20 protein-coding genes and 1 pseudogene are annotated in these 22,329 nt (G+C 71.1%); 11 read left to right on the top strand and 10 right to left on the bottom strand.

Annotation, left to right across the window (positions count from 1 at the left end):
- The first annotated feature begins 10 nt into the window (after positions 1-10).
- The 3 genes from J7I97_RS17375 to J7I97_RS17365 all read left to right on the top strand — a co-directional run bounded on the left by J7I97_RS17375 (position 11) and on the right by J7I97_RS17365 (position 3,430).
- On the top strand, positions 11-1,243 hold the full coding sequence (locus tag J7I97_RS17375; protein ID WP_214935885.1) for a serine hydrolase: 1,233 nt from the start codon (positions 11-13) through the stop codon (positions 1,241-1,243).
- A gap of 127 nt (positions 1,244-1,370) precedes the next feature.
- Positions 1,371-2,543, top strand: coding sequence for an FAD-dependent oxidoreductase (locus J7I97_RS17370; RefSeq protein WP_214935883.1), 1,173 nt, complete (start codon positions 1,371-1,373; stop codon positions 2,541-2,543).
- Positions 2,540-3,430: an RNA polymerase sigma-70 factor gene (locus tag J7I97_RS17365; protein ID WP_214935881.1), complete on the top strand. Its 891-nt coding sequence runs from the start codon at positions 2,540-2,542 to the stop codon at positions 3,428-3,430. Before J7I97_RS17370 ends, J7I97_RS17365 begins: the two co-directional genes overlap by 4 nt.
- A gap of 367 nt (positions 3,431-3,797) precedes the next feature.
- Here J7I97_RS17365 and J7I97_RS17360 read toward each other — a convergent pair whose 3' ends face one another.
- On the bottom strand, positions 3,798-4,040 hold the full coding sequence (locus tag J7I97_RS17360; RefSeq protein ID WP_214935879.1) for a DUF397 domain-containing protein: 243 nt from the start codon (positions 4,038-4,040) through the stop codon (positions 3,798-3,800).
- On the bottom strand, positions 4,037-4,906 hold the full coding sequence (locus J7I97_RS17355) for a helix-turn-helix transcriptional regulator (protein ID WP_214935877.1): 870 nt from the start codon (positions 4,904-4,906) through the stop codon (positions 4,037-4,039). Before J7I97_RS17355 ends, J7I97_RS17360 begins: the two co-directional genes overlap by 4 nt.
- Positions 4,907-5,024: 118 nt before the next feature.
- Here J7I97_RS17355 and J7I97_RS17350 point away from each other — a divergent pair, with 118 nt between their 5' ends.
- On the top strand, positions 5,025-5,465 hold the full coding sequence (locus tag J7I97_RS17350) for an ATP-binding protein (protein WP_308369292.1): 441 nt from the start codon (positions 5,025-5,027) through the stop codon (positions 5,463-5,465).
- Between the two features lie 63 nt (positions 5,466-5,528).
- Here the strand turns inward: J7I97_RS17350 and J7I97_RS17345 are convergent, their stop codons facing one another.
- Positions 5,529-6,164 (bottom strand): hypothetical protein, encoded by a 636-nt coding sequence (locus J7I97_RS17345; RefSeq protein ID WP_214935875.1) that lies wholly within the window; start codon positions 6,162-6,164, stop codon positions 5,529-5,531.
- 414 nt (positions 6,165-6,578) lie between these two features.
- Here J7I97_RS17345 and J7I97_RS17340 point away from each other — a divergent pair, with 414 nt between their 5' ends.
- Positions 6,579-6,785 carry a cold-shock protein gene (locus tag J7I97_RS17340; RefSeq protein ID WP_030707191.1) on the top strand — a complete coding sequence of 69 codons (207 nt, stop codon included), beginning with the start codon at positions 6,579-6,581 and terminating at the stop codon, positions 6,783-6,785.
- A gap of 121 nt (positions 6,786-6,906) precedes the next feature.
- Positions 6,907-8,595, top strand: coding sequence for a DEAD/DEAH box helicase (locus tag J7I97_RS17335; RefSeq protein WP_251058891.1), 1,689 nt, complete (start codon positions 6,907-6,909; stop codon positions 8,593-8,595).
- 190 nt (positions 8,596-8,785) lie between these two features.
- Here J7I97_RS17335 and J7I97_RS17330 read toward each other — a convergent pair whose 3' ends face one another.
- Genes J7I97_RS17330 through J7I97_RS17310 form a run of 5 tightly spaced genes read right to left on the bottom strand, consistent with a single transcriptional unit; the run spans position 8,786 to position 13,276 of the window.
- Positions 8,786-9,721 (bottom strand): tyrosine-protein phosphatase, encoded by a 936-nt coding sequence (locus J7I97_RS17330; RefSeq protein ID WP_214935871.1) that lies wholly within the window; start codon positions 9,719-9,721, stop codon positions 8,786-8,788.
- 31 nt (positions 9,722-9,752) lie between these two features.
- The gene (locus J7I97_RS17325) at positions 9,753-10,838 is read right to left on the bottom strand and encodes a nitronate monooxygenase family protein (RefSeq protein ID WP_214935869.1); all 1,086 of its coding nucleotides are present in this window, start codon (positions 10,836-10,838) and stop codon (positions 9,753-9,755) included.
- Positions 10,839-10,842: 4 nt separating this feature from the next.
- Positions 10,843-11,625, bottom strand: a complete 783-nt coding sequence (locus J7I97_RS17320) for a CoA-transferase subunit beta (protein ID WP_374103726.1) — start codon at positions 11,623-11,625, stop codon at positions 10,843-10,845.
- Positions 11,622-12,521, bottom strand: coding sequence for a CoA transferase subunit A (locus J7I97_RS17315; protein WP_214935867.1), 900 nt, complete (start codon positions 12,519-12,521; stop codon positions 11,622-11,624). The genes J7I97_RS17320 and J7I97_RS17315 overlap by 4 nt, the downstream gene beginning before the upstream one ends.
- Positions 12,518-13,276, bottom strand: coding sequence for an enoyl-CoA hydratase family protein (locus tag J7I97_RS17310; RefSeq protein WP_214935865.1), 759 nt, complete (start codon positions 13,274-13,276; stop codon positions 12,518-12,520). The genes J7I97_RS17315 and J7I97_RS17310 overlap by 4 nt, the downstream gene beginning before the upstream one ends.
- 56 nt (positions 13,277-13,332) lie before the next feature.
- Here J7I97_RS17310 and J7I97_RS17305 point away from each other — a divergent pair, with 56 nt between their 5' ends.
- Both J7I97_RS17305 and J7I97_RS17300 read left to right on the top strand, forming a co-directional pair.
- Positions 13,333-14,127 (top strand): SDR family oxidoreductase, encoded by a 795-nt coding sequence (locus J7I97_RS17305; RefSeq protein ID WP_214935863.1) that lies wholly within the window; start codon positions 13,333-13,335, stop codon positions 14,125-14,127.
- A gap of 1 nt (position 14,128) precedes the next feature.
- A complete protein-coding gene (locus J7I97_RS17300) occupies positions 14,129-15,049 on the top strand; it encodes an SDR family oxidoreductase (RefSeq protein ID WP_214935861.1) in 921 nt (306 codons plus the stop codon).
- Positions 15,050-15,384: 335 nt separating this feature from the next.
- On the opposite strand, the pseudogene J7I97_RS17295 reads toward J7I97_RS17300, so the two are convergent.
- Positions 15,385-15,840: pseudogene (locus tag J7I97_RS17295) on the bottom strand (hypothetical protein); the annotation flags it as partial.
- A gap of 98 nt (positions 15,841-15,938) precedes the next feature.
- Between J7I97_RS17295 and J7I97_RS17290 the strand changes: the two are divergent.
- The 3 genes from J7I97_RS17290 to pepN all read left to right on the top strand — a co-directional run bounded on the left by J7I97_RS17290 (position 15,939) and on the right by pepN (position 20,058).
- Complete coding sequence (locus tag J7I97_RS17290) at positions 15,939-16,757, top strand: serine protease (RefSeq protein ID WP_214935859.1); 819 nt, start codon at positions 15,939-15,941, stop codon at positions 16,755-16,757.
- A 395-nt stretch (positions 16,758-17,152) separates the two neighbouring features.
- Positions 17,153-17,500 carry a chorismate mutase gene (locus J7I97_RS17285; protein WP_214935857.1) on the top strand — a complete coding sequence of 116 codons (348 nt, stop codon included), beginning with the start codon at positions 17,153-17,155 and terminating at the stop codon, positions 17,498-17,500.
- A 41-nt stretch (positions 17,501-17,541) separates the two neighbouring features.
- On the top strand, positions 17,542-20,058 hold the full coding sequence (pepN, locus tag J7I97_RS17280; RefSeq protein WP_214935855.1) for an aminopeptidase N: 2,517 nt from the start codon (positions 17,542-17,544) through the stop codon (positions 20,056-20,058).
- A gap of 63 nt (positions 20,059-20,121) precedes the next feature.
- Here pepN and J7I97_RS17275 read toward each other — a convergent pair whose 3' ends face one another.
- Positions 20,122-21,996: a hypothetical protein gene (locus J7I97_RS17275; protein ID WP_214935853.1), complete on the bottom strand. Its 1,875-nt coding sequence runs from the start codon at positions 21,994-21,996 to the stop codon at positions 20,122-20,124.
- Between the last annotated feature and the right edge of the window lie 333 nt (positions 21,997-22,329).

Below are 22,329 nucleotides of genomic sequence, written 5' to 3'. Positions count from 1 at the left end.
AGACCATGCAGTGAAGCCAACCCACATCCGGCTGCGCCGGGCCTGCGCGGCCGCTGCCGCCACCGGTCTGCTCATCGCCCCGGCGGTCGCGGGCTCCGCGCACGGGGCGACCGCTGCGCCGCTCTCCACTCCCGCCGCCGCACCCTCCCCGGACACCGACACGGAGTTCCGGCAGCTCACCCCCGCCGTCGCAGCGCAACTGGACGCGGCCGTGCGCCAGGTCATGCGCGAGGCGAACGTGCCGGGTGTGACCGTGGGGCTGTGGGCCCCCGGCAAGGGAAGTTACGTCAAGACCTTCGGCGTGGCGGACAAGGCGACCGGCGCCCCCATGACGACCGGGCTCCACATGCGCCTCGGCAGTGAGACCAAGACGTTCACGGTCACCGCCCTCCTCCAGCAGGTCGACAAAGGCAAGGCCGCCCTGGACGACCCCATCGGCAAGTACATCACCGGCGTCCCGAACGGAGACCGCATCACCCTGCGCGAACTGGCAGGCATGCGCAGCGGACTCTTCAACTACACGCTGGATCCGGACTTCATCAAGAAGTTCGAAGCCGATCCGGAAGAGCCCTTCACACCACAGCAGTTGCTCGACTACTCCTTCAAGCACCCGGTGCAGTTCCAGCCGGGCGCACAGTTCGACTACTCCAACACCAACCTGATCCTGCTCGGCCTCGTGCTGGAGAAGATCACCGGCCGGCCGCTCCACGAAATCATCCAGCAGGACGTGCTGGAGCCGGCCGGTCTGCACAACACGCTCTTCCCCACGGGCGCGGAGTTCCCGGATCCACACGGGCACGGCTACACGAACCAGACCGCCTCAGGCAAGATCGAGGACGCGACCGGCTGGAACCCCTCCTGGGCCTGGGCTGCCGGAGCGATGAACTCCGACCTCCAGGACCTGCGCAGCTGGGCCCACACCCTCGCCACCGGCACGCTGCTGAAGCCCGCGACCCAGGCCGAACGCCTGAAGACCACCCCGATGAACATTCCGGGTGCCGGCTACGGACTGGGAATCTTCAACGTCCAGGGCTGGATCGGCCACAACGGCTCACTGCCCGGCTACGAGGTCCTCGTCGTCTACCTGCCCCAGGCGCAGGCGACCATGGTCATCCTCCTCAACACCGACGTCCTCACCGACAACCAGGAGCCCAGCACGCTCCTCGGCCAGGCAGTAACCAGCATCGTGAGCCCCGGCCACGTGTACCCCAGCCACAAACCACTCGTACCCAAAAGCGGCTGACCGCCGCAAGGCAGACGGAGCCGGGTCCAGACGGGGACCCGGCTCTGACGTGATCTGCATCACTTCCTGTCACAACGATCGGTCCCCCGGTGTCTCGAGGGCGAACCCCTGAAACGAAGGAGACACCGTGACTGAGAATGTCCTCGTTATCGGCGGCGGATACGCGGGCGTCATGGCCGCCAACCGCCTGACGCAGCGCGACGGCGTGACAGTGACACTGATCAACCCGCGCCCCACCTTCGTCGAGCGGATCCGCCTGCACCAACTGGTCGGCGGATCCCACGACGCGGTCGTCGACTACCGACAGATCCTGGCCCAGGGCATCCGGCTGGTCATCGACACCGTGACACGCATCGACGCGGCCGATCGCACCGTGACCCTGGCCACCGGCGGCACGGTCGGCTACGACTACCTGATCTACGCAGTGGGCAGTGGCAGCGCCGACCCCCGCGTACCCGGAGCGGCCGAGTTCGCCTACCCGATCGCCGGCCTCGAAGAGGCCCAGCGGCTGCGCCCGGTCCTCGACGCCGCACCCGCAACGGCCGCAGTGACCATCGTCGGAGCCGGCCCGACCGGCATCGAGACCGCCGCCGAGCTGGCGGAGAACGGCCGCCGGGTCACCCTGGTCTGCGGCGGAGTACTGGGCCCCTACCTGCACCCCAGGGGTCGACACTCGGTGTCGAAGCGCCTGTCCCAACTCGGCGTGACCGTGCTCGAAACGAAGGTGACGGCCGTGACACACGACGCCGTACAGCTCAACGACGGCCGTACGCTGCCAAGCGACGTGACCATCTGGACCGCCGGACTCGGCGTCCCGGACCTGGCAGCACGCAGCGGGCTGAGCACCGACGCCCTGGGCCGCCTGCGCACGGACGAGACCCTGACCAGCGTGGACGACGTACACATCGTCGCGGCCGGGGATTCGGCGGCACCATCGGACCTGCCCCTGCGGATGAGCTGCCAGGCCGCGATGCCGCTGGGCGCGCGGGCCGCCGACACCGTACTCAACCGCATCGCGGGTGAGCAGCCCTCTACCCTCAACCAGGTGTTCGCCGGCCAGTGCATCAGCCTGGGCCGAAACGCCGGCATCTTCCAGTTCGCCCACAGAAACGACGTCGCCCTCTGGCTCCACATCGACGGCCGCCCCGGCGCGAAGATCAAGGAGTTCGTGTGCAAGGGCACCGTCAAGCAACTCGCCGACGAGGGACGCAAGCCCGGTTCGTACAACTTGCACCGCGTCTCAGGAGGCGCCAACCGCCAGCAACTGCTGGCCAAGTCCCCTGAAAAGATCACGATATGACCGACCACGCCACCGAGGCCTTCGTCGCCCACCGCAACCTGCTCTTCACTGTCGCGTACGAGATGCTCGGATCGGCGGCCGACGCCGAAGACGTCCTCCAGGAAACCTGGCTCCGCTGGGTCAAGGTCGACCTGGAGGAGGTGCGCGACCACCGCGCCTACCTCGTCCGGATCACCACCCGGCAGGCACTCAACCGGCTGCGCACCATGACGCGCCGCAAGGAGGCGTACGTCGGCCCATGGCTACCCGAGCCACTGCTCACCACACCAGACGTGGCCGAGAACGTCGAGCTCGCCGAGAGCGTGTCGATGGCGATGATGCTCGTCCTCGAAACCCTCTCGCCGACCGAGCGCGCCGTCTTCGTACTCCGCGAGGCCTTCGACGTCAGCTACGACGAGATCGCGGCCGCCGTCGACAAGACCCCCGCAGCCGTCCGCCAGATCGCCCACCGCGCCCGCCAGCACGTCGATGCCCGCCGCCCCCGCGAGGTGGTCTCCCCGAGCGAGTCCCGAGCAGCAATGGAATCGTTCCAGCGCGCGCTCACCACGGGAGACCTCCAGGGCCTCCTCGACGTCCTCGCCCCCAACGTCGTCCTCATGAGCGACGGCGGAGGCGTCAAGCAGGCCGCACTGCGCCCGATCACCGGCGCCGACAAGGTGGCCCGCTACATCATCGGCGGCACCGGCAAGATCGAAAGCACCCTCACCGTCACCCCCACCGTGGTCAACGGCAACCCGGCACTCCTCGTACACCTGGACGGCGAGATCGACGGCGTCATGGCCATCCGTGTCGAGGACGCCCACATCACCGGCCTCTACTACGTCCGCAACCCGGAAAAGCTGACCCACGTCGAATCCGAGACCCCGCTCACCCTGGCGGCGGAATAGCCACCGCCTATGTCCAGCCCCAGACGGGCGCCGGACGCCAAGCCGGCCGGAGCGCGTAGCGATCTGACGCGCCCCGGCTCCCGGCCGGGGTTTGGTGGTCCCGGGAGGCGGGCTGTGGCCGCACAGGGAAGCGGCCCGCGCATCCCTGGTGTGCCCGTCCCTGAATCACAACCTCCCGGCCATCCTTCGGGGGCTTCCCGACAGTCTTTGGCATTCCGGTTCGGGCCGGTCGGTCAAGGGTGGCCGCAGGCCATCGCGAAGCGACGCGAGCGCAGCGAGCGCCCTTGAGGGACCGGCCCGAACCGGAAGGACAGTGGACTGGCGGGAAGCCCCCGGACGCTCTCCGACGCCGAGTACAGGAACCCCGCTACAGGGTCACGCCGTCCAGGAATGCGGTCCAGGTGGTGGGTGCTACCGCCAGTTCCGGGCTCGCCGTGAGCTTCGTGTCCCGGATGTGGACGGTGTGGGCACAGGTGGCCACCTCGACGCAGTTGCCGCCTTCGCCGGAGCTGTAGCTCGACTTCCGCCAGGCGAAGGCGACTTCGAGGCACTCGCCGCCCTCGCCGCCGCTGTAACTGCTCTTGAACCAGGCCAGGTCGGTGGTGTTCATCGCTCTCCCAGCGTCTTCTCGATCAAGGTCAGGGACTCGTGTGGCGTGAGCGCCTGTGCCCGGATGATCCCATAGCGCTCCGCGTAGATCCTTACCTGTTCCGGGTCGGTGATGAGGTTGGGGTGGTTGTAAGTCTCCGTGTAGGCGACCTGTTGACGACCCTTGGGGTTGAGGAGAGTGAATGAACCCTCCATGGCAGGGTGTTCACCCTGGCCGAACGGCATCACCTGGAGCTCCACCGTCCGCAGGCGGCCGATCTCCAGCAAGCGGCGCAATTGCTCCGCGTGGACCTTCGGTCCGCCCACCGGGCGCATCAACAGGCTGTGATCCAGGACGAAGCTGAAGGTGGGTGAAGGCCACCGCTCGAAGATCTGCTGGCGGGCCAATCGGTCAGCCACGCGCTTCTCGATCGTCGATTCGTCCAGCAGCGGCCGGCGTTTCACGAAGATGGCCCGGGCGTGGTTCTCCGTCTGGAGCATTCCAGGCACGCCTTGGTAGCCGAAGTAGTGCAGGGCGTTGGCATCCGCTTCGGCCTTTGCGAAGTCCCGGAACCAATCCGGATGCCGAGTCCGCGCCCGCTTCAGCGCCTCCCGCACATCCGGCACCGCCGCCAGTAGCACCCCGCCCGCCCCCAGCGCGCGGTCGACGTTCTCCAGGAAGTCCGGCTGGGGGGTCCGCACCCCCCGTTCGATCGAGGACACCAGGTCCTCGCCCACATGCACCAGGGCGGCAAGTTCCTTCTGCTGAAGGCCCGCCCGTTCTCGTAGCACCTTGATGATTTTTCCGAGCGCCTTGAAGAGGTATGCGGTGCCGTCGACCTCCACTGGTCGCTCCGGCTGTTCCTCGCGGTCTGACAGGTCGTTCATAGGCTGAACCGCCCTCGTCCGTACGGGCCGTACACGCGGCAGGCGTCGCTCCTACGGGAGTCCGCCGTAGCGCCGCCGCCTCTGGCAAGCGTACGGCGAACCGGACACGCTCGGTGAGGTGACGACCGAAATCAGTGACATTGCACCCGAGGCCGAGAGCTACGAGTTCCGGCAGCGCCTTAGCGCCACCCCGCGCGGGGCCCGGCTCGCCCGGCGGCTCGCCGGGGTGCAGCTGGCCGCCTGGGGGATTCCGTACGGCTGCGCCCTCGCCGAGGACGCGGAGCTCGTCGTGGGAGAGCTGGCCGCCAATGCCGTCCTGCACGGGCTCGTACCCGGGCGGGATTTCGAACTCGGGCTCCGCTACGACGGCCGGCGGGTCCTGGTCGAAGTCAGTGATGCGCGCGGCGAGAAGACGCCGCCGGAGGGGCTCGCGCCCGCCGGTCGCTGGTCGGCGGAGGGCGGGCGCGGGCTGCAGCTCGTAGAGGCCGTGGCCCGGGAGTGGGGAGTACGGCCCCGGCCGCCGGGGCATCCGGGAAAGACGGTGTGGGCCTGCCTGTGACGGCGGTTCAGCGGGGTCAGACGGCAGCCGGGTCAGACGGCAGCGGGGTCACGCGACAGCAGATCAAGACTGCAGACTGAAGCCCCCCTTGAGGACCTTGTCGTACGGCGCCGGAGCCATGCACTTCGACAGGGTCATGTCCGCCGCTCCGGACAGCCCGACGCGCGACGGGCCGACGCCCTTGCCGGCGACGTAGAAGCTCATGCCCATGCGGACGTGGTCCTTCAGCATCTTCTGGAACGGGTCCTCGGGATAATTGGCGTCCTTCGGGTTGTTGCTGGCGGCCACGATCCGGCCGGTCACCGTCGCGTTGGGCCCGCCCTTGGTCATGCAGTCGACCTCCATGTCGGCCCAGTAGGTCCGCGACGACCCGTCCGGCCGGACCATCGTGTGGGAGAGCCGAAGGGTGCCCTCGGACCTCACGGGAAACCACGGGCTGTCCTTGGTGAAGGTGGCGCGGGCATCGACGGTGACCTGGATGTCGTCGGCGACGACGGGGTACTCCAGATGCGCCGAGCCTTTGATGTGGGCGGTGGTCTCCATCTGGGCGGTGGTCTCCACCGGCGGGGCCGTCGGCGGCGGCGGGGTCGCGGACGCCCCGCCGGCCGCCGTGGCGGTCATGACGGTGGCCAGGACGAGGAAGGTGGCGATCCGAACCGTCTTCTTGTGCCGCATGGCAAACGTCTTCTGGTGTCGCATGGCAATGCTCCGATCGAATCGAGGGGACCCGGTTTCTTGCCCGGTTCCTTGCGGTACCCCTCGATCCTCGGGAGCGGCGGCGTCCCGTGCGTCGCCCGCCAGGCCGAGTCGCCTCCCCCATCCGGTGGAGGCGGGCGGCCCCCGGATGGCCCCGCGGATGGACCCGAGGCGGTACGCCGCAGGGCCAAATTCCCGGTCTCCCCCCGGGTGTCCTGGCATCCAGGCTGGCGTCCAGGACGGAGGTCACACACGCGCGTAGGACACGTCCGGCCTTCGTGTGCTAGCTTAGAGGCGTTGCAGTTGTGGTACCCATGAACTTTATGTGCGCCTGACGGGATTGCTCCGACAGGCGCTTTAATTGTTTTTACCGGAATCTCCGGATGGGGCCCTTGCCGCCTATTCAGGAGATTCAAAATGGCACTTGGCACCGTGAAGTGGTTCAACTCGGAAAAGGGCTTCGGCTTCATCGAGCAGGACGGTGGCGGCCCGGACGTGTTCGCCCACTACTCGAACATCGCCACCCAGGGCTTCCGTGAGCTCCAGGAGGGCCAGCGCGTGTCCTTCGACGTGACCCAGGGCCAGAAGGGCCCCCAGGCGGAGAACATCCTCCCCGCCAACTAAGTATTTCAGCTTGCCGGGGTCCGCACCGTGAGGTGCGGACCCCGGCTTGTCTGCTGTTTCGACCTCGTTTCGACCTCGTTCGACCTTGTTGTACCTGCCGGTTTCAGGAGGGCATTTCCGCATGACCAGCTCCAGCTCCGCACGACCCAGCCGCCGCCCCACCCGGGGTCGAGGTGCGGCCCAGGGACGTCCGAAGGCTGGCGCGGGACGGCAGAAGTCCGCCCCCGTTGCCCGGCCGCAAGAATTCACCATGCCCGAACCGCTGACCCCGGCCCTGCCGCCGGTGGACGCGTTCGGCGACATGGACATGCCCGAGGCGCTGCTGAAGACCCTCGCCGCCCAGGGCGTGACGGAGCCGTTCCCCATCCAGGCCGCCACGCTGCCGAACTCGCTCGCCGGCCGTGACCTGCTCGGCCGCGGCCGTACCGGCTCCGGCAAGACGCTGGCCTTCGGCCTGGCGCTGCTGGCCCGCACCGCCGGCCACCGCGCGCAGCCGAAGGCGCCGCTCGCGCTGGTCCTCGTACCGACCCGCGAGCTCGCGCAGCAGGTCACCGACGCCCTGGCCCCGTACGCCACGGCAGTCAACCTGCGCATCGCGACCGTCGTCGGCGGCATGTCGATCAACCGGCAGTCCGGCGCGCTGCGCCGCGGCGCCGAGGTGCTCGTGGCCACCCCCGGCCGCCTGAAGGACCTGATCGACCGCGGCGACGCGATCCTCGACGACGTGGCCATCACGGTCCTCGACGAGGCCGACCAGATGACCGACATGGGCTTCATGCCGCAGGTCACCGCGCTGCTCAAGCAGGTCAGGGCCGACGGCCAGACCATGCTGTTCTCGGCGACGCTCGACAAGAACATCGACAAGCTCGTCAAGATGTTCCTGCACGACCCGGTCGGCCACTCCGTCGACCCGTCGGCCGGCGCGGTCACCACCATGGAGCACCACGTCCTGTACGTCATGGACGAGACCGACAAGAAGGCCGTGGCGACGCGTATAGCCGCTCGCGACGGCCGGGTGATCATGTTCGTCGACACCAAGCGCGCGGTCGACCGCATGGTCAAGAAGCTCCTGGCGGACGGCGTCCGCGCCTCCGGTCTGCACGGCGGGCGCTCCCAGCCGCAGCGCAACCGGACCCTGGACTGGTTCAAGACGGGCGAGGTCACCGCGCTGGTCGCCACCAACGTGGCCGCCCGCGGCATCCACATCGACGATCTTGACCTTGTCGTGAACGTGGACCCGCCCACCGACCACAAGGACTACCTGCACCGTGGCGGCCGTACCGCCCGCGCCGGCGAGTCCGGCAGCGTGGTCACCCTGGTGCTGCCCGACCAGAAGCGGGACATGTCCCGTCTGATGTCGGACGCCGGGATCTCCCCGCGCACCGCGCAGATCAAGTCCTCGGACGAGGAGCTGTCCCGGCTGACCGGCGCCAAGGAGCCCTCGGGCATCCCGGTGGTGCTGGACGTGCCGCAGCCCACCCCGCCGAATCCGCGCAACGGCAGCGGCCGCTCCAGTTCCGCCTCCGGCGGCCGTCGCCGCTCCGGTGGCGGTTCGGGTGGCGCGGGCGGCGCCCAGGGCGCCGGTACGTCGGCCGGCGCGGGCGAGGGCCGGCCGCGCCGGGCCCGCTCCGCAGGCGGCCAGGGCGGCCAGGGCGGCGCGGGCCAGTCCGGCTCCCGCGGCCAGGGTGGCCAGGGCGGCACCCGCGGCCAGGGCGGCGGCCAGGGCGGAGCCCGCTCCGGCGGCGCTCCGGTGGGTGCTCGCCGCCGCTCCGGTGGCGGCCGTCCGGCGGCTGGGCGCGCCAGCTCCTGACCGCGTAGCTGGCTGATCGGCCCAGACGGCCAGACGGCCAGACGGCCAGACGACCAGTCCACCCGACGACCGGCCCCCCAGTCGACCAGTCGGCCGGACCCCCAGCCGACCACCCGAAGCCCCGGTACGCCGGGCAGCGCAAGCACCCCGCGCTGCCCGGCGTACTGCTGTCGCGGGCCGGGCCGGGCCGCTAGCCGACGACCAGCTTGACCTGGAGCTTCGCCAAGGTCCGCAGGTCCAGGCCGAGGCCGTCCGTCAGGTAGCCGTAGAAGCTTCCGTAGTCGGCCTCCAGCTGGGCGGTCGCGGCGTCCAGGTAGTCCTGGCGGACCTCCTGGAGCGGGATCAGCAGGTCCGGGTTCTGCATCCGGCCGGACTGCTTCAGGCCCGCCCGCACCTGGGCGTCGTAGGTGGCGCGGAAGGTGTTCGACGCCAGGTAGTCCCGCCCGGCCGCGTCCTCGGGGACCGCCAGGGCGCGCAGCAGCAGGTAACTCATCCAGCCCGTACGGTCCTTGCCCGAGGTGCAGTGGTACAGGACCGGGCCCTGGGTGCCGTCCGCGATCTCCCGCAGGGTCGTCGCGAACTGCGCCCGGTTCTCGGGGCTGGTCACGAAGGTGCGGTAGATGTCGCGCATGTAGGCCTCGGCGCGGCCGCCGCCGAGCATCTGCTCCTGCTTGACGGGGTCGCCGCTGGCGATCGCGCCGACCAGGGTCCCGTAGAGGCCGAGGTCGCTGACCGGGCGGGAGGTGGGGGTGAGCCCAGCGGGCAGCCGGTCGGCGCCGTCGTACTGGAGCTCCATCGGGATGCGGAAATCGACGACCTTCGTGAGGCCCAGACCGGAGACGGTGGTGATGTCCGCGGCGGTCAGCTTGCTCAGTGCGTCGGAGCGGTAGACCAGCCCCTGGCGGACCTGACCGCCGGTGTAGGTGCGGTAGCCGCCCAGGTCGCGGAAGTTGACCGCGCCCTGGAGGGGGATCTGGCGAATCGTTTCCGCCGCCTGCTGCTGGTACCTGTGGTGCCTGGCGGAGGCACCGGCCGCCGGCGCGGCGTACGCGGCTGCGGGCAGAGTCCCGATGGCGAGGGCGGAGGCGAGCACCGCGGTCGCCAGGCGGAGTCGGGCACGGCTCATGTGTGGCAACTCCCGTAGCGGAGAAGGGGGATCACCCTGGTGGTGGCAGGGTGCCGAGCGGGTGCGGGGGGTGGATGCCGTGCAGGCGCTCCAGCACGGTGTATGCCTCGGCCATCACGCGGGTGACGAGCTCCGCACACGACGGAAGATCGTCGATCACGCCCGCGACCTGGCCTGATGCCATGACGCCGAGATCCGTACGGCCCTCGACCATGGACGCCTTGAGGAGCATGGGGGTGTTCGCGGCGAGCAGGACCTGGCTCCAGGACAGGTCCTTGCCGTGCTTCATCGCGAGGCCGTCCCGGACCATCCGCTGCCAGGTCAGCCCGGAGAGCTTCTTGAAACCGGCCGCGTGCCGGACCGCCCGGACCAGTGCCCCGGTGCGGCCCGCCCGCTCCAGGGAGTCCACCAGCGCGCTGCGGAGCATCCGGTGCGGCAGCCCGTCCACCGCCGTCGTGACGGTGACGTCCTTGACGGTGGCCTTCAGGTACTCGGCCTTCACCGCGTCCGGGACGGTGGAGTCGGAGGTCAGCAGGAAACGGGTGCCCATCGCGATGCCCGCGGCGCCGTAGGAGAGCGCGGCGACCAGGCCGCGGCCGTCGCCGAAGCCGCCCGCCGCGATCACCGGGATGTCCACGGCGTCCACCACCTGCGGCAGCAGCACCGTCGTGGCCACGTCCCCGGTGTGCCCGCCGCCCTCGCCGCCCTGCACGATCACCGCGTCCGCTCCCCAGGCGGCGACCTTCTCGGCGTGCCGCCGGGCCCCGATGGAGGGGATGACGACCACGCCCGCGTCCTTGAGCCGCGCGATGAGCTCCTTGGACGGCGCGAGCGCGAAGGACGCGACGCGCACGCCCTCGTCAATGATCAGCCGCACCCGCTCGGCCGCGTCCCCGGCGTCCGCGCGCAGGTTCACCCCGAACGGCGCGTCCGTACGGGACTTGACCTCCTGGACCGCCGCCCGCAGCTGGTCCACGGTCATCGTCGCCGAGGCCAGGATGCCGAGGGCTCCGGCGTTCGCTGTGGCCGAGACCAGCCGGGGGCCGGCCACCCAGCCCATGCCCGTCTGCACGATCGGGTGCTCCACCCCGACCAGCTTGGTGAAAGCCGTCTCCATCGCCTCAGACCCGGACTTCCCGGTCGCGCAGGCCCTTGGGGTCGATCACCTCGCGGATCAGCCGCAGCTCCTGCGGCGTCGGCTCGCGCGTGTACGGGACCTCGCCGGGCACGGCCAGCTCGAAGCCGGTGGCGGCCCGGACCTGCTCGACGGTGACGCCCGGGTGCAAGGAGGCCAGGCGCATGCTGTGGTCCGGGCCGGCGAAATCGAAGACACCGAGGTCGCTGACCACCCGGGGGAGCCGGTGGAACCGGGTCACCCCGGCTTCGGCGGCCCGGTCGTAGCCGACCCCGCTGACCATGTCGACCCGCTCGACGAAGACCCGTGCGGAGTGCTTGGGGATCCAGTAACTCACCGGGTTGTTGAGGGTGTTGACGGGTGCGCCGCGCACCCCTAGGAGCTGGCGGGCCGGCCGTTCCCAGTCACCGATGCAGGAGATGTTCTGGTTGCCGAACCGGTCGATCTGGCTCGCGCCCATCATCACGTGCCGCCTGCCGCCCGTGACCATGGTGAGGTGACGCCGGTACGGGAGCCAGCCCTCGGCCGTACCGTCGAGGCCGACCAGCATCGCCTCGCCGTCGGTCAGCAGGAGATCGGGGGAGAAGGTCCGCTTGGCGAGCCGGGCCCCGAAGGAGGGGATGAGGCCCATCGGGCTCGCGAGCACCTCGCCGTTGTCGCGCCAGGCCTCGGCGCAGGCGATCACGCAGTATTCGGCACGGCTGGCTGTGGCCGCTGTGCCCGCTGTGCTGGCTGTGCCCGCCGTGCCGGCTGTACTCGCTGGGCTCACTGCTGCTCCTCGTGCCAGGCCTGGACGGCCGACTGGTAGGCGTGCTCGCTCCCGCCGGACAGGAACCGCCCGGCGAACTCGGGCCAGGGGATGGTCGCGTACAGCTTCTGGAAGGCCTCGTCGCGGTCGTAGTCGGGGACGCAGGAGGTGAAGTGCGCGCCGTTCGGGGTCTCCACGACGCCGGTGACGGAGTGGCGGCTGACCAGGAGGGACTGCGGGGGCCCGGCCTTGGACAGCTCGGCGCTCTCCACGAGCTGCTCGCAGGAGACGTAGGCGGCGTCGGCGGCCTCGCAGAACAGGTCGTCGAAATAGGGGTCCGGGCCCAGGTACTGGGCGTTGCCGAGGCGGTCGGCGCGGTTGAGGTGGACCAGGGCCGCGTCCATGCGCAGGGCGGGCACGGCGACGAGCTCCTCGCCGTCGGCGTAGGGGGAGACGACGGTGCGCAGCTCCGGGTTGACCCGCATGACGTCGGAGCCGAGGCCCGCGCGGACGGGGAGGAACGGCAGCCGGTTGGCGGCGGCGTGCAGGCCCCACATGAACATGGCCTCGTCGAGCTCGGTGAGGGCGAAGGCGCCGCTCTCGCGGGCGGCCCGGAAGTGCGGCTCCAGCGGGATCGAGTCGAGGGTGGCGAAGGGCGCGACGAGCCGGGTGATCCGGCCGGCTGCGGCCAGCAGGCCTACGTCGGGGCCGCCGTAGGAGATCACGGTCAGATCGGTGATCTCGGAGCGGAGCAGTGCTCGTACCAGGGCCATCGGCTTGCGGCGCGAGCCCCAGCCGCCGATGCCGATGGTCATGCCGCTGCTCAGCTGCGCGACCACGTCTTCCGGGGACATCGTCTTGTCGGTCTGGGGGGTGGTCCGGGCGGTCGTGTCGGTCTGGGGGGTGCTGTCGGTCATGCGGATTCCGCCTTTGCTCCGGTGCCGAAGGTGTCGCGGACCCGGTCGGCGACCCCGCTGAGATTGGCCTCGAAGGTGAAGCCCTGCTCGAAGCGGTAGCTGCGGCGCACGTCGACGGGGTCGATGCCGTTGATGGCCGCCTTGGCCAGCCGGATCAGGTAGCCGTCCTTCTGGGCGATCTCGGCCGCCAGCTCAAGGGCCGCGGCGCGCAGTTCCCCACGCGGGACCACCCTCCACACCGAGCCGTGCGCGTGCAGTTCGGCGGCCGTGGCGGTGCGGGAGGTGTAGTAGAGGGCGCGCATCAGGTGCTGCGGGACCAGCCGCGCGAGATGTGTGGCGGCGCCGAGGGCGCCCCGGTCCAGCTCGGGCAGGCCGAAGGTGGCGTCGTCGGAGGCGACGATCGCGTCGGCGTTGCCCACCAGCCCGATGCCGCCGCCCAGGCAGAACCCGTTCACGGCCGCGACGACCGGGACCTCGCACTCGTACACGGCGGCGAACGCCTCGTAGCAGCCGCGGTTGGCGCCGACGAGGGAGGCGTGGCCGGTGTCGCGCTGCATCTCCTTGATGTCGACGCCGGCGTTGAAGCCCCGGCCCTCGGCGGCGAGGACGACACACCGGGTCCCGGGGTCGCGGCCGGAGGTGCGCAGGGCGTCGGCGAGGTCGTACCAGCCCTGCACCGGCAGTGCGTTGACGGGCGGGAAGTCGACTGTGACAAGTGCGATGCCCTTGTCCGGGCTTGAGGTGGAGACACCCATCAGCGGATCAGCTACCTTTCCACCAAACATTTGTTAGGTGAGGAAGGTAGCAGCCGATGGAGCTCAACGGGAGGGTCGCGGTCGTCACCGGCGGGACCCGGGGCGTAGGCGCCGGGATCGCGCGTTCGTTCCTCGCGGCGGGCGCCGAGGTCGTGGTCTGCGCCCGCCGGCCGCCGCGGGAGCCGGTGGAGGCGGGCGGGCGGCAGGCGGCCTTCGTCGCGGTGGACCTGCGCGATCCGGTTGCCGTGCGGGACTTCTTCGCGGCGGTCGCGGGGCGGTACGGGCGGCTCGACTGCCTGGTGAACAACGCGGGCGGGACCCCGTACCGGCGGCTGGGGGAGGGGGAGGGGGAGGGTAAGGGCGAGTCGGAGGGCGAGGCGGAACGGCACGCGCGGGTCATCGAGCTGAACCTGGTGGCCCCGATGACGGCCTCGCTGGCGGCGTACCCGTGGCTGCGGGAGGCGCGGGGCTCGGTGGTGATGATCGGCAGCGTCAGCGGGACCCGGCCCTCGCCGGGCACTGCGGCGTACGGGGCGGCGAAGGCGGGGCTGGAGAACCTGGCCCGGTCGATGGCCGTGGAGTGGGCGCCCGAGGTACGGGTGAACTCGCTGGTCCTGGGCATGGTGCGGACCGAGCTGTCGCACCTGCACTACGGGGACGAGGCGGGGATTGCGGCGGTGGCAGCGACCGTGCCGCTGGGGAGGCTGGCGGAGCCGTCCGATGTGGGGGAGGCGGCGGTGTTCCTGGCCTCCGGCCGGGCGGGGTATGTGAGCGGGGCGAGCCTGCTGGTGCACGGGGGTGGGGAGCGCCCGGTGTTTCTGGATGCGGCAACTGTGAACAAGGAGAGCTGAGATGGCTGGTTCGGGCGGGTTGGCCGAGGGGCGCGTGGTGATCGTGACCGGTGCGGGGCGCGGACTGGGACGGGCCCATGCGCTGGCCTTCGCGGCGGAGGGGGCGCGGGTCGTGGTGAACGATCTGGGGGTGGGGCTGGACGGGACGCCGGCGGCCGACAGCCCGGCGGGGCTGGTGGCCGCGGAGATCCAGGCGCTGGGTGGGGAGGCGGTGCCGCACGGCGGGGACATCGCCACGCCGGAGGGCGCGGCCTCGCTGGTGACGGCGGCGGTCGAGGCGTTCGGGCGGCTCGACACCCTGGTCAACAACGCGGGGTTCCTGCGCGACCGGATGCTGGTGAACCTGGAGGAGGACGACTGGGACGCGGTGATGCGGGTGCACCTGAAGGGGCACTTCCTGCCGCTGAAGTACGCGGCGGCGTACTGGCGGGGTGAGGCGAAGGCGGGGCGGGAAGTGGCGGCGCGGGTGGTGAACACCTCGTCGGGGGCGGGGCTGTTGGGGTCGGTCGGGCAGGGCAACTACAGCGCGGCCAAGGCGGGGATCCTGGGGCTGACCCTGGTCGCGGCGGCGGAGATGGGACGGTACGGGGTCCAGGTCAACGCGATCGCCCCGGCGGCGCGGACCCGGATGACGGAGCAGACGTTCGCGCGGACCATGGCGGCACCGGACGGCGGGGCGTTCGACGCGATGGCTCCGGAGAACGTGTCGCCGGTGGTGGTGTGGCTGGGGTCGGATGCGTCAGCGGGTGTCACGGGGCGGGTGTTCGAGGCGGAGGGGGGCCGGATCACGGTGATGGAGGGGTGGCGGGCGGGGCCGACGGTGGAGCGGGGCGCGCGGTTTGCTCCGCGGGAGGTGGGGGCGGTGGTGGGCAGGCTGCTGTCCCAGTCGGAGCCGCCGGGGCCGGTGTACGGGGCCGGGTGACCGTTTCCGGTTCCGGTTTCCGGGCCTCGCCCGGACCCCGTTCGGGTGCGGCGCCGTTGCCGGGGGCCGGCCCCCGGGCCCCCGCGCCTCAAACGCCGGCGGGGCGGGGTTCTGTCCGGCGGCGCTGGGCTGTGTCCGGCGGGGCCGGGTTCGCCCCGCGGTCAAAAGAATGCGGGCCCGGCCCCCTGGCGAGGGGTCGGGTCCGCAAACTCGCTTTGTGCGATGGGGTATTGCTACCCACTGCACCCACTCGCTGAACCGATTGCGGCCATCATGTTGACCGCAATCGGCCGCCGGGTCAGGTGTCGCAGTCGAGCACCGTATGGCACAGGCCGCAGCGGGCTTTGAGCGGGCCGCGTGAGGATCTCGTTCTCCTCGGTGGTCGGCAGGCTCAGGTCCAGCCGGTGCAGCAGGACATGGGTGACCTCGTGGGCCAGCGCCGCGGCAAGGTCGCGGCGGTGGGTGCGGAAGCGGTCGTTGACCTCGATGAAGTACTCGGGACCCGCGGCCAGTTCCACGGTGGCCGCATCCTCCATGTCCCGGAAGCTGATCACCATCCGTGCGTCGGGAAGCCGCAGCGCGTGCATCATCGCGGAGGCCACCCGCTGCGCCCCCAGGTAGAGGTCGTCGTCGGCGCCGAAGACCGCGTCGGCGGGGGCGAAGCTCGTCCCGTAGGCCCGGATCCCGGCGGGGGAGAGGCGCCGGAACGGGGCCGTGATCGCCGTGCGGACGGTCGGCAGGTGGGGAAATCCGTGCTCGACCGGACGGTTGCGCCTGCCGTTCTCCGTCATGCCGCCCCCCTCGCCGGACGTCCTGCCGAAAGTTGGCCAAAAACACGTTCTTGATGCGGTCCGTACCCCGGTTGTGTCATGGACTTGTCATTCACCCGATGACGCGCACGGCCCAACCCCCCACGAAAGGCAGTGTGTTGACTGTGGCTACCCTTGCCCGGTTCCTCAAGCGCGGCCTCGCCGTCGGCGCGGTCGCCCTCGCGGCCGTCAGCCTCCAGCCCACCAGCGCCGGCGCCTCCACGGCGCCCGTCGTCGGCGGAACCCGCGCCGCACAGGGCGAATTCCCCTTCATGGTCCGGCTCTCCATGGGCTGCGGCGGCGCCCTCTACACCCAGCAGATCGTCCTCACCGCCGCCCACTGCGTGGACGGCTCCGGCAACAACACGACCATCACCGCGACCGCCGGAGTCGTCGACCTCCGCAGCTCCAGCGCCATCAAGGTCAAGTCCACCAAGGTGCTCCAGGCCCCCGGCTACAACGGCAAGGGCAAGGACTGGGCACTGATCAAACTCGCCAAGCCCGTCAACCTGCCCACCCTCAAGATCGCCGACACCAAGGCCTACGACAACGGCACCTTCACCGTCGCCGGCTGGGGCGCCACCCGCGAGGGCGGCGGCCAGCAGCGCTACCTGATGAAGGCCACCGTGCCCTTCGTCTCCGACGCCAGCTGCCAGACCTCCTACGGCAGCGACCTCGTCCCCAGCGAGGAGATCTGCGCCGGCCTGCCCGAGGGCGGCGTCGACACCTGCCAGGGCGACTCCGGCGGCCCCATGTTCCGCCGGGACAGCGCGAACGCGTGGATCCAGGTCGGCATAGTCAGCTGGGGCGAGGGCTGCGCCCGCCCGAACTACCCCGGCGTCTACACCGAGGTCTCCACCTTCGCGGCGGACATCAAGGCGGCGGCCGCCGGAATGTGAGCCGAGCCCGTCCTTCCGGCCGACTGCGCTCCGAGCCGGCCGCGCGCGCGGTGTGAACCGGCCGGAAGGACGAGGCGCCATACCCCAAATGTACGTAAGGCCGGATGCGGAACCGCGGGGCCGGAACACCACTGTCCCGGCCCCGCCCGGTCCAGCCCCGCCGGCGTTTGAGGCGCGGGGTCCGGGGCGGCGCCCCAGGAAGCGCACGGCGGCGTCACCACTCACGCCCGCGCCCACGGGTGTCGGTCACCGCCACCCGGCCCCTGTGAGGCCCCCGCCACGACCGGCCGTCTCACAGACCGACTGACCGTCCGCCTCGCAGACCGACTGACCGTCCGTCTCACAGACCGACTGGCCGAGGAACCGCGCCCGCCCGCCACGTATTCTCGGGAACCATGAACATCAGCGACACCAGCGACACCGGCGACACCAGCGGCGTCGACGACATCGACGAGAACGTCACCGCCGAGCTGGCCCGCCTGCGGGACAGCATCGACAACATCGACGCGGCCGTGGTCCACATGCTCGCCGAGCGCTTCAAATGCACCCAGCAGGTCGGCCACCTCAAGGCCCGGCACCACCTGCCCCCGGCCGACCCCGGCCGCGAGGCCAGCCAGATCGCCCGCCTGCGCCAGCTCGCCGAGAACGCCAAGCTCGACCCGGCCTTCGCCGAGAAACTCCTCAACTTCATCATCGCCGAGGTCATCCGCCACCACGAGACGATCGCCGCGGGCGAAGAGTAGCCACCTGGGGCCCAGCCGCGGTTTCCGGCAGCATGGGCCCCATGTCCGCACTGACGCGCAACGAAGCGCAGCTCCGAGCCCAGGCCATCGACGTCCACCACTACGCCGTCACCCTCGACCTCACCGACGGCGACGACACCTTCGACTCCACCGTCGTCATCCGGTTCACCGCCCGCGCCGCCGCTGACACCTTCGTGGAGCTGAAACCGCACGAACTGCGCTCCGTCGAACTCGACGGCCGCCCCCTCGACCCCGCCTCCCTCGACGGCAACCGCTTCCCGCTCACCGGACTCGGCGCAGGCCCCCACGAACTGCGCGTCGACACCCGGATGCGCTACTCCCGCACCGGCGAGGGCCTGCACCGCTTCACCGACCCCGCGGACGGGGAGACGTACCTCTACACCCAGATGTTCATGGACGACATCCAGCGGGTCTTCGCGGCCTTCGACCAGCCCGACCTGAAGGCCGTCTTCGAGTTCACCGTCACCGCCCCCGCGCACTGGTCCGTCCTCGCCAACGGCATCACCGAGCGCGTCGGCAACCGTAAGACCGACAACGCCGGCATCTGGAAGTCCGCCCCGACCCCCGTCATCTCCACCTACCTCGCCGCCGTCGCCGCAGGCCCCTGGCACAGCGTCCGCACCGAGCACGCCGGACTCCCCTTCGGCATCCACTGCCGCAAGTCCCTCGCCCCCCACCTCGACGCCGACGCCGCCGAAATCCTCTCCATCACCACCGACTGCTTCGACCGCTACCATGAGAAATTCTCCGAGCCCTACCCCTTCGACTCCTACGACCAGGCCTTCGTCCCCGAATTCAACGCCGGCGCCATGGAAAACCCCGGCCTCGTCACCTTCCGCGACGAATTCGTCTTCCGCTCCGCCGTCACCGACACCGAACGCCAGCGCCGCGCCATGGTCATCGCCCACGAGATGGCCCACATGTGGTTCGGCGACCTCGTCACCCTGCGCTGGTGGGACGACATCTGGCTCAACGAGTCCTTCGCCGAGTACATGGGCTACCAGACCCTCACCGAAGCCACCCGCTTCACCGGCACCTGGACCGAATTCGGCATGGAACGCAAACCCTGGGGCTACGACGCCGACCAGCGGCCCTCCACCCACCCCGTCGCCCCCGACGCCGACGCCGTCCCCGACACCGCCTCCGCACTCCTCAACTTCGACGGCATCTCCTACGCCAAGGGCGCCTCCGCCCTGCGCCAGCTCGTCGCCTGGCTCGGCGAGAAGGACTTCCTCGCCGGCATCAACACCCACTTCACCCGCCACAAGTTCGCCAACGCCTCCCTCGCCGACTTCGTGAACTCCCTCGCCGACCACACCGAACGCGACGTCCACGCCTGGGCCGACATCTGGCTGCGCACCACCGGCATCGACACCCTCACCCCCCGCATCGAGGACTCCCACACCGAGGAGGGGCCCGGCGGCTGGACCCTCACCGTCGACCGCCACGGAAGCCGCCCCCACCACATCGCCGCCGGTGTCTACGACCGCGAACGCGACGGCACCCTCGAACTGCGCGAACTCCTCGACCTCGACGTCCCCTCCGACGAGATCGTCTCCGTCGGCGGCCCCCGCCCCGCCCTGCTCGTCCTCAACGACGGCGACCTCAGCTACGCCAAGGTCCGCCTCGACTACACCTCCCTCGAAACCGCCCTGCGCGGCCTCTCCCGCATCCCCGACCCGCTCACCCGCGCCGTCGTCTGGGGCTCCCTGCGCGACATGGTCCGCGACGGCGAACTCGACCCCGGCACCTACCTGGCCGCCGCCGAGGCACACCTCCCCGAGGAACCGGACCTGGCCATCGTCCAGGGTGTCCTCGCCTTCGCCCGCAACCAGCTCGCCGTGCGCTACCTCGCCCCCGAGCAGCGGACCGCCGCCCTCGCCACCCTCACCTCGATCGCCCGCGCCCTGGTGCGGCGCACCGAGGACGGATCGGAGCCGGGCATGCGGCTGGCCGCCGTACGCGTCCTCATCGACAGCGCCACCCAGCCCGACACCCTCCTCGGCTGGCTCGCCGACGACACCGTGACCGGCGGCCCCGAACTCGACCCCGAGCTGCGCTGGCGCATCCTCGCCCGGCTGTCCGTCCTCGGCGCCGTCGCGGAGGCCGAGATCGACGCCGCGCTGGCCGCCGACCCCAGCGCCACCGGCGAGGAAGGCGCCGCCCGCTGCCGCGCCGCCCTGCCCACGCCGGACGCCAAGGCCGCCGCCTGGCAGCGGCTCTTCCACGACGACACCCTGTCCAACTACCTCTTCAGCGCCACCGCCCAAGGCTTCTGGCAGCCCGAACAGGCCGAACTCGTAAAGGACTACGTGCACCGGTACTACACCGAAGTCGTCCCCCTCGGCGCCCGCCGCGGCCCCGCCATCGCCGAGGCCGCCGGCCGCTTTGCTTTCCCCGCCTACGCCGTGGACGAGGACAACCTCCAGGCCGGCCGGGCCTGCCTGGAGGACACCGAGATCCTTCCGCTGCTGCGCCGCAAGCTCGTGGACCAGCTCGACGACCTCGCGCGCGCCCTGCGGGTACGCACCGGCTGACCGTCACCGTCACCGCCGACCCCTGCCCCCTGCCCCTGCCCCCGGCCGCCGGGGGCAGGGCGCTCAGCGGAGGCAGCCGACGATACGGACCGAGATCTCCGCGCTGCCCGTCAAACCGCTCGCCGGATCAGTGGCGGTGAACACCAGCGGATACGTTCCATCAGGCAGCAGGGGCACCAGGAAGCTGCCGGATGCGCCGCTACCGAGCACCATCGGCCCGTTGGGCCCCTTGAGCTGCCAGCTGGTGTGCCGGGCATCGGTGATGGGCTGGCCGCCCGGGCGCGTCCGGGCCGTGCCGGCGAACGTCTCGTAGCAACCGCGCCGCAGCGCGCCGCCGCCGGCCGGCTGCTGGACGGAAACCGCCGGAGCCTGCGGCTGCGGGGTCGGGGAGTTGCCCGGGGGCGTCGTACCCGGCCGGGTCGGACTGCCGGTGGCCGGGCGGCCCGGCGTACCCGAAGTACGCGGTGTACTCGGCGTACGGGGTGCGGGGGACGCGCTCGGTGAACCGGACGGACCCGTCGAAGGCGACGGCGACTCCGAAGGCGACGACGAAGACGACGGCGACTCCGAAGCAGCCGGCACGGACGGCGCTGCGGAACCCGTCGGGCTCGGCACCACCAAAGCCGGCGGCACCTCCGGCCGGACGACCGCAGTCGGCGAAGCGCCCTTCGCGGGCTCAGTGGGCTCGGCATCGATCACGGCGCACACCGCGCTGGCGATCAGCGGCTGCACGGCCGGCACCGCCGCCGTACGCAGCTGCTGGTCGTCCCCGCTGTGCGGCTGCGAGTCGAAATAGCCGTTGCCGGTCAGCGTCTCGCGATCGCTGTGCTCGACCCACACCGAATTCCGGTACAGAGCACCGGCCTTCTGCTGGTTGACACCGGTGACATGCCACTCCCTCACCTTGCGCCCCGACGGCTCCCCGGCCGCCGGCGCGTCGGCCGAGGCGAACAGCCAGCCGTCCCCGAAGTACCGCTGCGGGGCCTCGGCGGCGCCGCCCTCGTTGGCCGCCGGGAACAGGAACCCGCCGCCCACCACCAACCGCTCCTTCGGGCAGCGCACCGAGGCATCCGCGCTGCCGCCCGCGGACACCGGCACCTCCACCTTGGCGATGGACACCGCCTTCGTCCTCACACAGATCGGCCGGACCCCCACCGCGAAGTTCGCCTGCGGCGGCTGCGGATCCTCGATCCGCGTCTTGCGCACCACGTCCTCGGACCTCGGCAGCGGGAACGAGCGGGAACTCAGCTCCGTCCCCGGATTGACCGACACCCGCCACGGCGCCGTCATCGTCGCGCCCGGCACCGCCGCCACCGGCGTCAGCCCGTCCAGCGGCACCGGCGCCACAGCCCGGCCCGCCAGGATCCGCCCGGCCCGGAACTCGGTGCCCACCAGCGTGTAACCACCGCCGCAGACAGGCACGGACACGGCATTGCCGGCCGCATCCGCATACGGGCCATCCGTCGACAGATCGTGGATGGAAGCGCCGTCGCCCACCGCCGTCACCTTGTTCAACCGGTCCCGAAACGCATGCGCCCGCCAGGCGAACTCCAGACCGGACTGGAACTCCGGCCGCGCGTTGATGCACAACGCGTACGCGGTCAGCGTCGCCGGAGCATCACCCGGGTTGAACGCCGCCGCCAGCCAGGCACCGCCGATGAAATGACTGCTCGTCGCGAACCCCGTACCGGAGATCGCGTACCCACCGCCCAGCGCCCGCTCATGCGCCAGACACCCGACGACGGAAACCTGCGCACCCCCGGCGGCGACCGACACCGACGCACTGCGCTGGACGACCACCAGCTCCGGCGCCCGCGTCAGCCACCACACGCCCGCCCCGGCGGCGGCCGTGACAGCCAGAGCACCGGCGGCCGCCACAGCGGCCGTCTTGGCGCCAACGGCACCGCCCCATCTCGCGAAGACCCCAGAACCCACCATCGATGCCTCCCGCCCCGGCCACACCCCAGCCCCTGGCCCCGCGCCTGTGGGGCGAGGGCAATGTAGTCCCGCGGCGACGCACAGCACAGGGCAGAGGAGCCAGGGATTTTCCGGCCAATGCGAACCCCGCCCGCCGGGCGTCACAGGGGTGACTCCGGTGACCCCAGCCCACGGGGGTGACCGGCCCCGCCCGGCCTCCGGGCCGCCTCCCGGACACGTACACCCCCGCGCGGCCCTCCGCGTTCGGCCCTCCGCGCTGCCCTTCCCGCGCGGTCCTCCGCGTTCGGTCCTCCGCGCTGCTCTTCCCGCGCGGTCCTCCGCGTTCGGTCCTCC

The sequence above is a fragment of the Streptomyces sp. ISL-87 genome (assembly GCF_018614095.1).
GTDB lineage: Bacteria > Actinomycetota > Actinomycetes > Streptomycetales > Streptomycetaceae > Streptomyces.
This window is presented reverse-complemented; position numbering and strand designations above follow the sequence as displayed.

Bases quoted from the DNA above. Each gene is read 5' to 3' on its own strand.
- J7I97_RS17365 (WP_214935881.1), top strand. From the start codon at position 2,540: ATGACCGACCACGCCACCGAGGCCTTCGTCGCCCACCGCAACCTGCTC.
- J7I97_RS17360 (WP_214935879.1), bottom strand. From the start codon at position 4,040: ATGAACACCACCGACCTGGCCTGGTTCAAGAGCAGTTACAGCGGCGGC.
- J7I97_RS17355 (WP_214935877.1), bottom strand. From the start codon at position 4,906: ATGAACGACCTGTCAGACCGCGAGGAACAGCCGGAGCGACCAGTGGAG.
- J7I97_RS17345 (WP_214935875.1), bottom strand. From the start codon at position 6,164: ATGCGACACCAGAAGACGTTTGCCATGCGGCACAAGAAGACGGTTCGG.
- J7I97_RS17340 (WP_030707191.1), top strand. From the start codon at position 6,579: ATGGCACTTGGCACCGTGAAGTGGTTCAACTCGGAAAAGGGCTTCGGC.
- J7I97_RS17335 (WP_251058891.1), top strand. From the start codon at position 6,907: ATGACCAGCTCCAGCTCCGCACGACCCAGCCGCCGCCCCACCCGGGGT.
- J7I97_RS17330 (WP_214935871.1), bottom strand. From the start codon at position 9,721: ATGAGCCGTGCCCGACTCCGCCTGGCGACCGCGGTGCTCGCCTCCGCC.
- J7I97_RS17325 (WP_214935869.1), bottom strand. From the start codon at position 10,838: ATGGAGACGGCTTTCACCAAGCTGGTCGGGGTGGAGCACCCGATCGTG.
- J7I97_RS17315 (WP_214935867.1), bottom strand. From the start codon at position 12,521: ATGACCGACAGCACCCCCCAGACCGACACGACCGCCCGGACCACCCCC.
- J7I97_RS17310 (WP_214935865.1), bottom strand. From the start codon at position 13,276: ATGGGTGTCTCCACCTCAAGCCCGGACAAGGGCATCGCACTTGTCACA.
- J7I97_RS17305 (WP_214935863.1), top strand. From the start codon at position 13,333: ATGGAGCTCAACGGGAGGGTCGCGGTCGTCACCGGCGGGACCCGGGGC.
- J7I97_RS17300 (WP_214935861.1), top strand. From the start codon at position 14,129: ATGGCTGGTTCGGGCGGGTTGGCCGAGGGGCGCGTGGTGATCGTGACC.
- J7I97_RS17290 (WP_214935859.1), top strand. From the start codon at position 15,939: ATGACGCGCACGGCCCAACCCCCCACGAAAGGCAGTGTGTTGACTGTG.
- J7I97_RS17285 (WP_214935857.1), top strand. From the start codon at position 17,153: ATGAACATCAGCGACACCAGCGACACCGGCGACACCAGCGGCGTCGAC.
- pepN (WP_214935855.1), top strand. From the start codon at position 17,542: ATGTCCGCACTGACGCGCAACGAAGCGCAGCTCCGAGCCCAGGCCATC.
- J7I97_RS17275 (WP_214935853.1), bottom strand. From the start codon at position 21,996: ATGGTGGGTTCTGGGGTCTTCGCGAGATGGGGCGGTGCCGTTGGCGCC.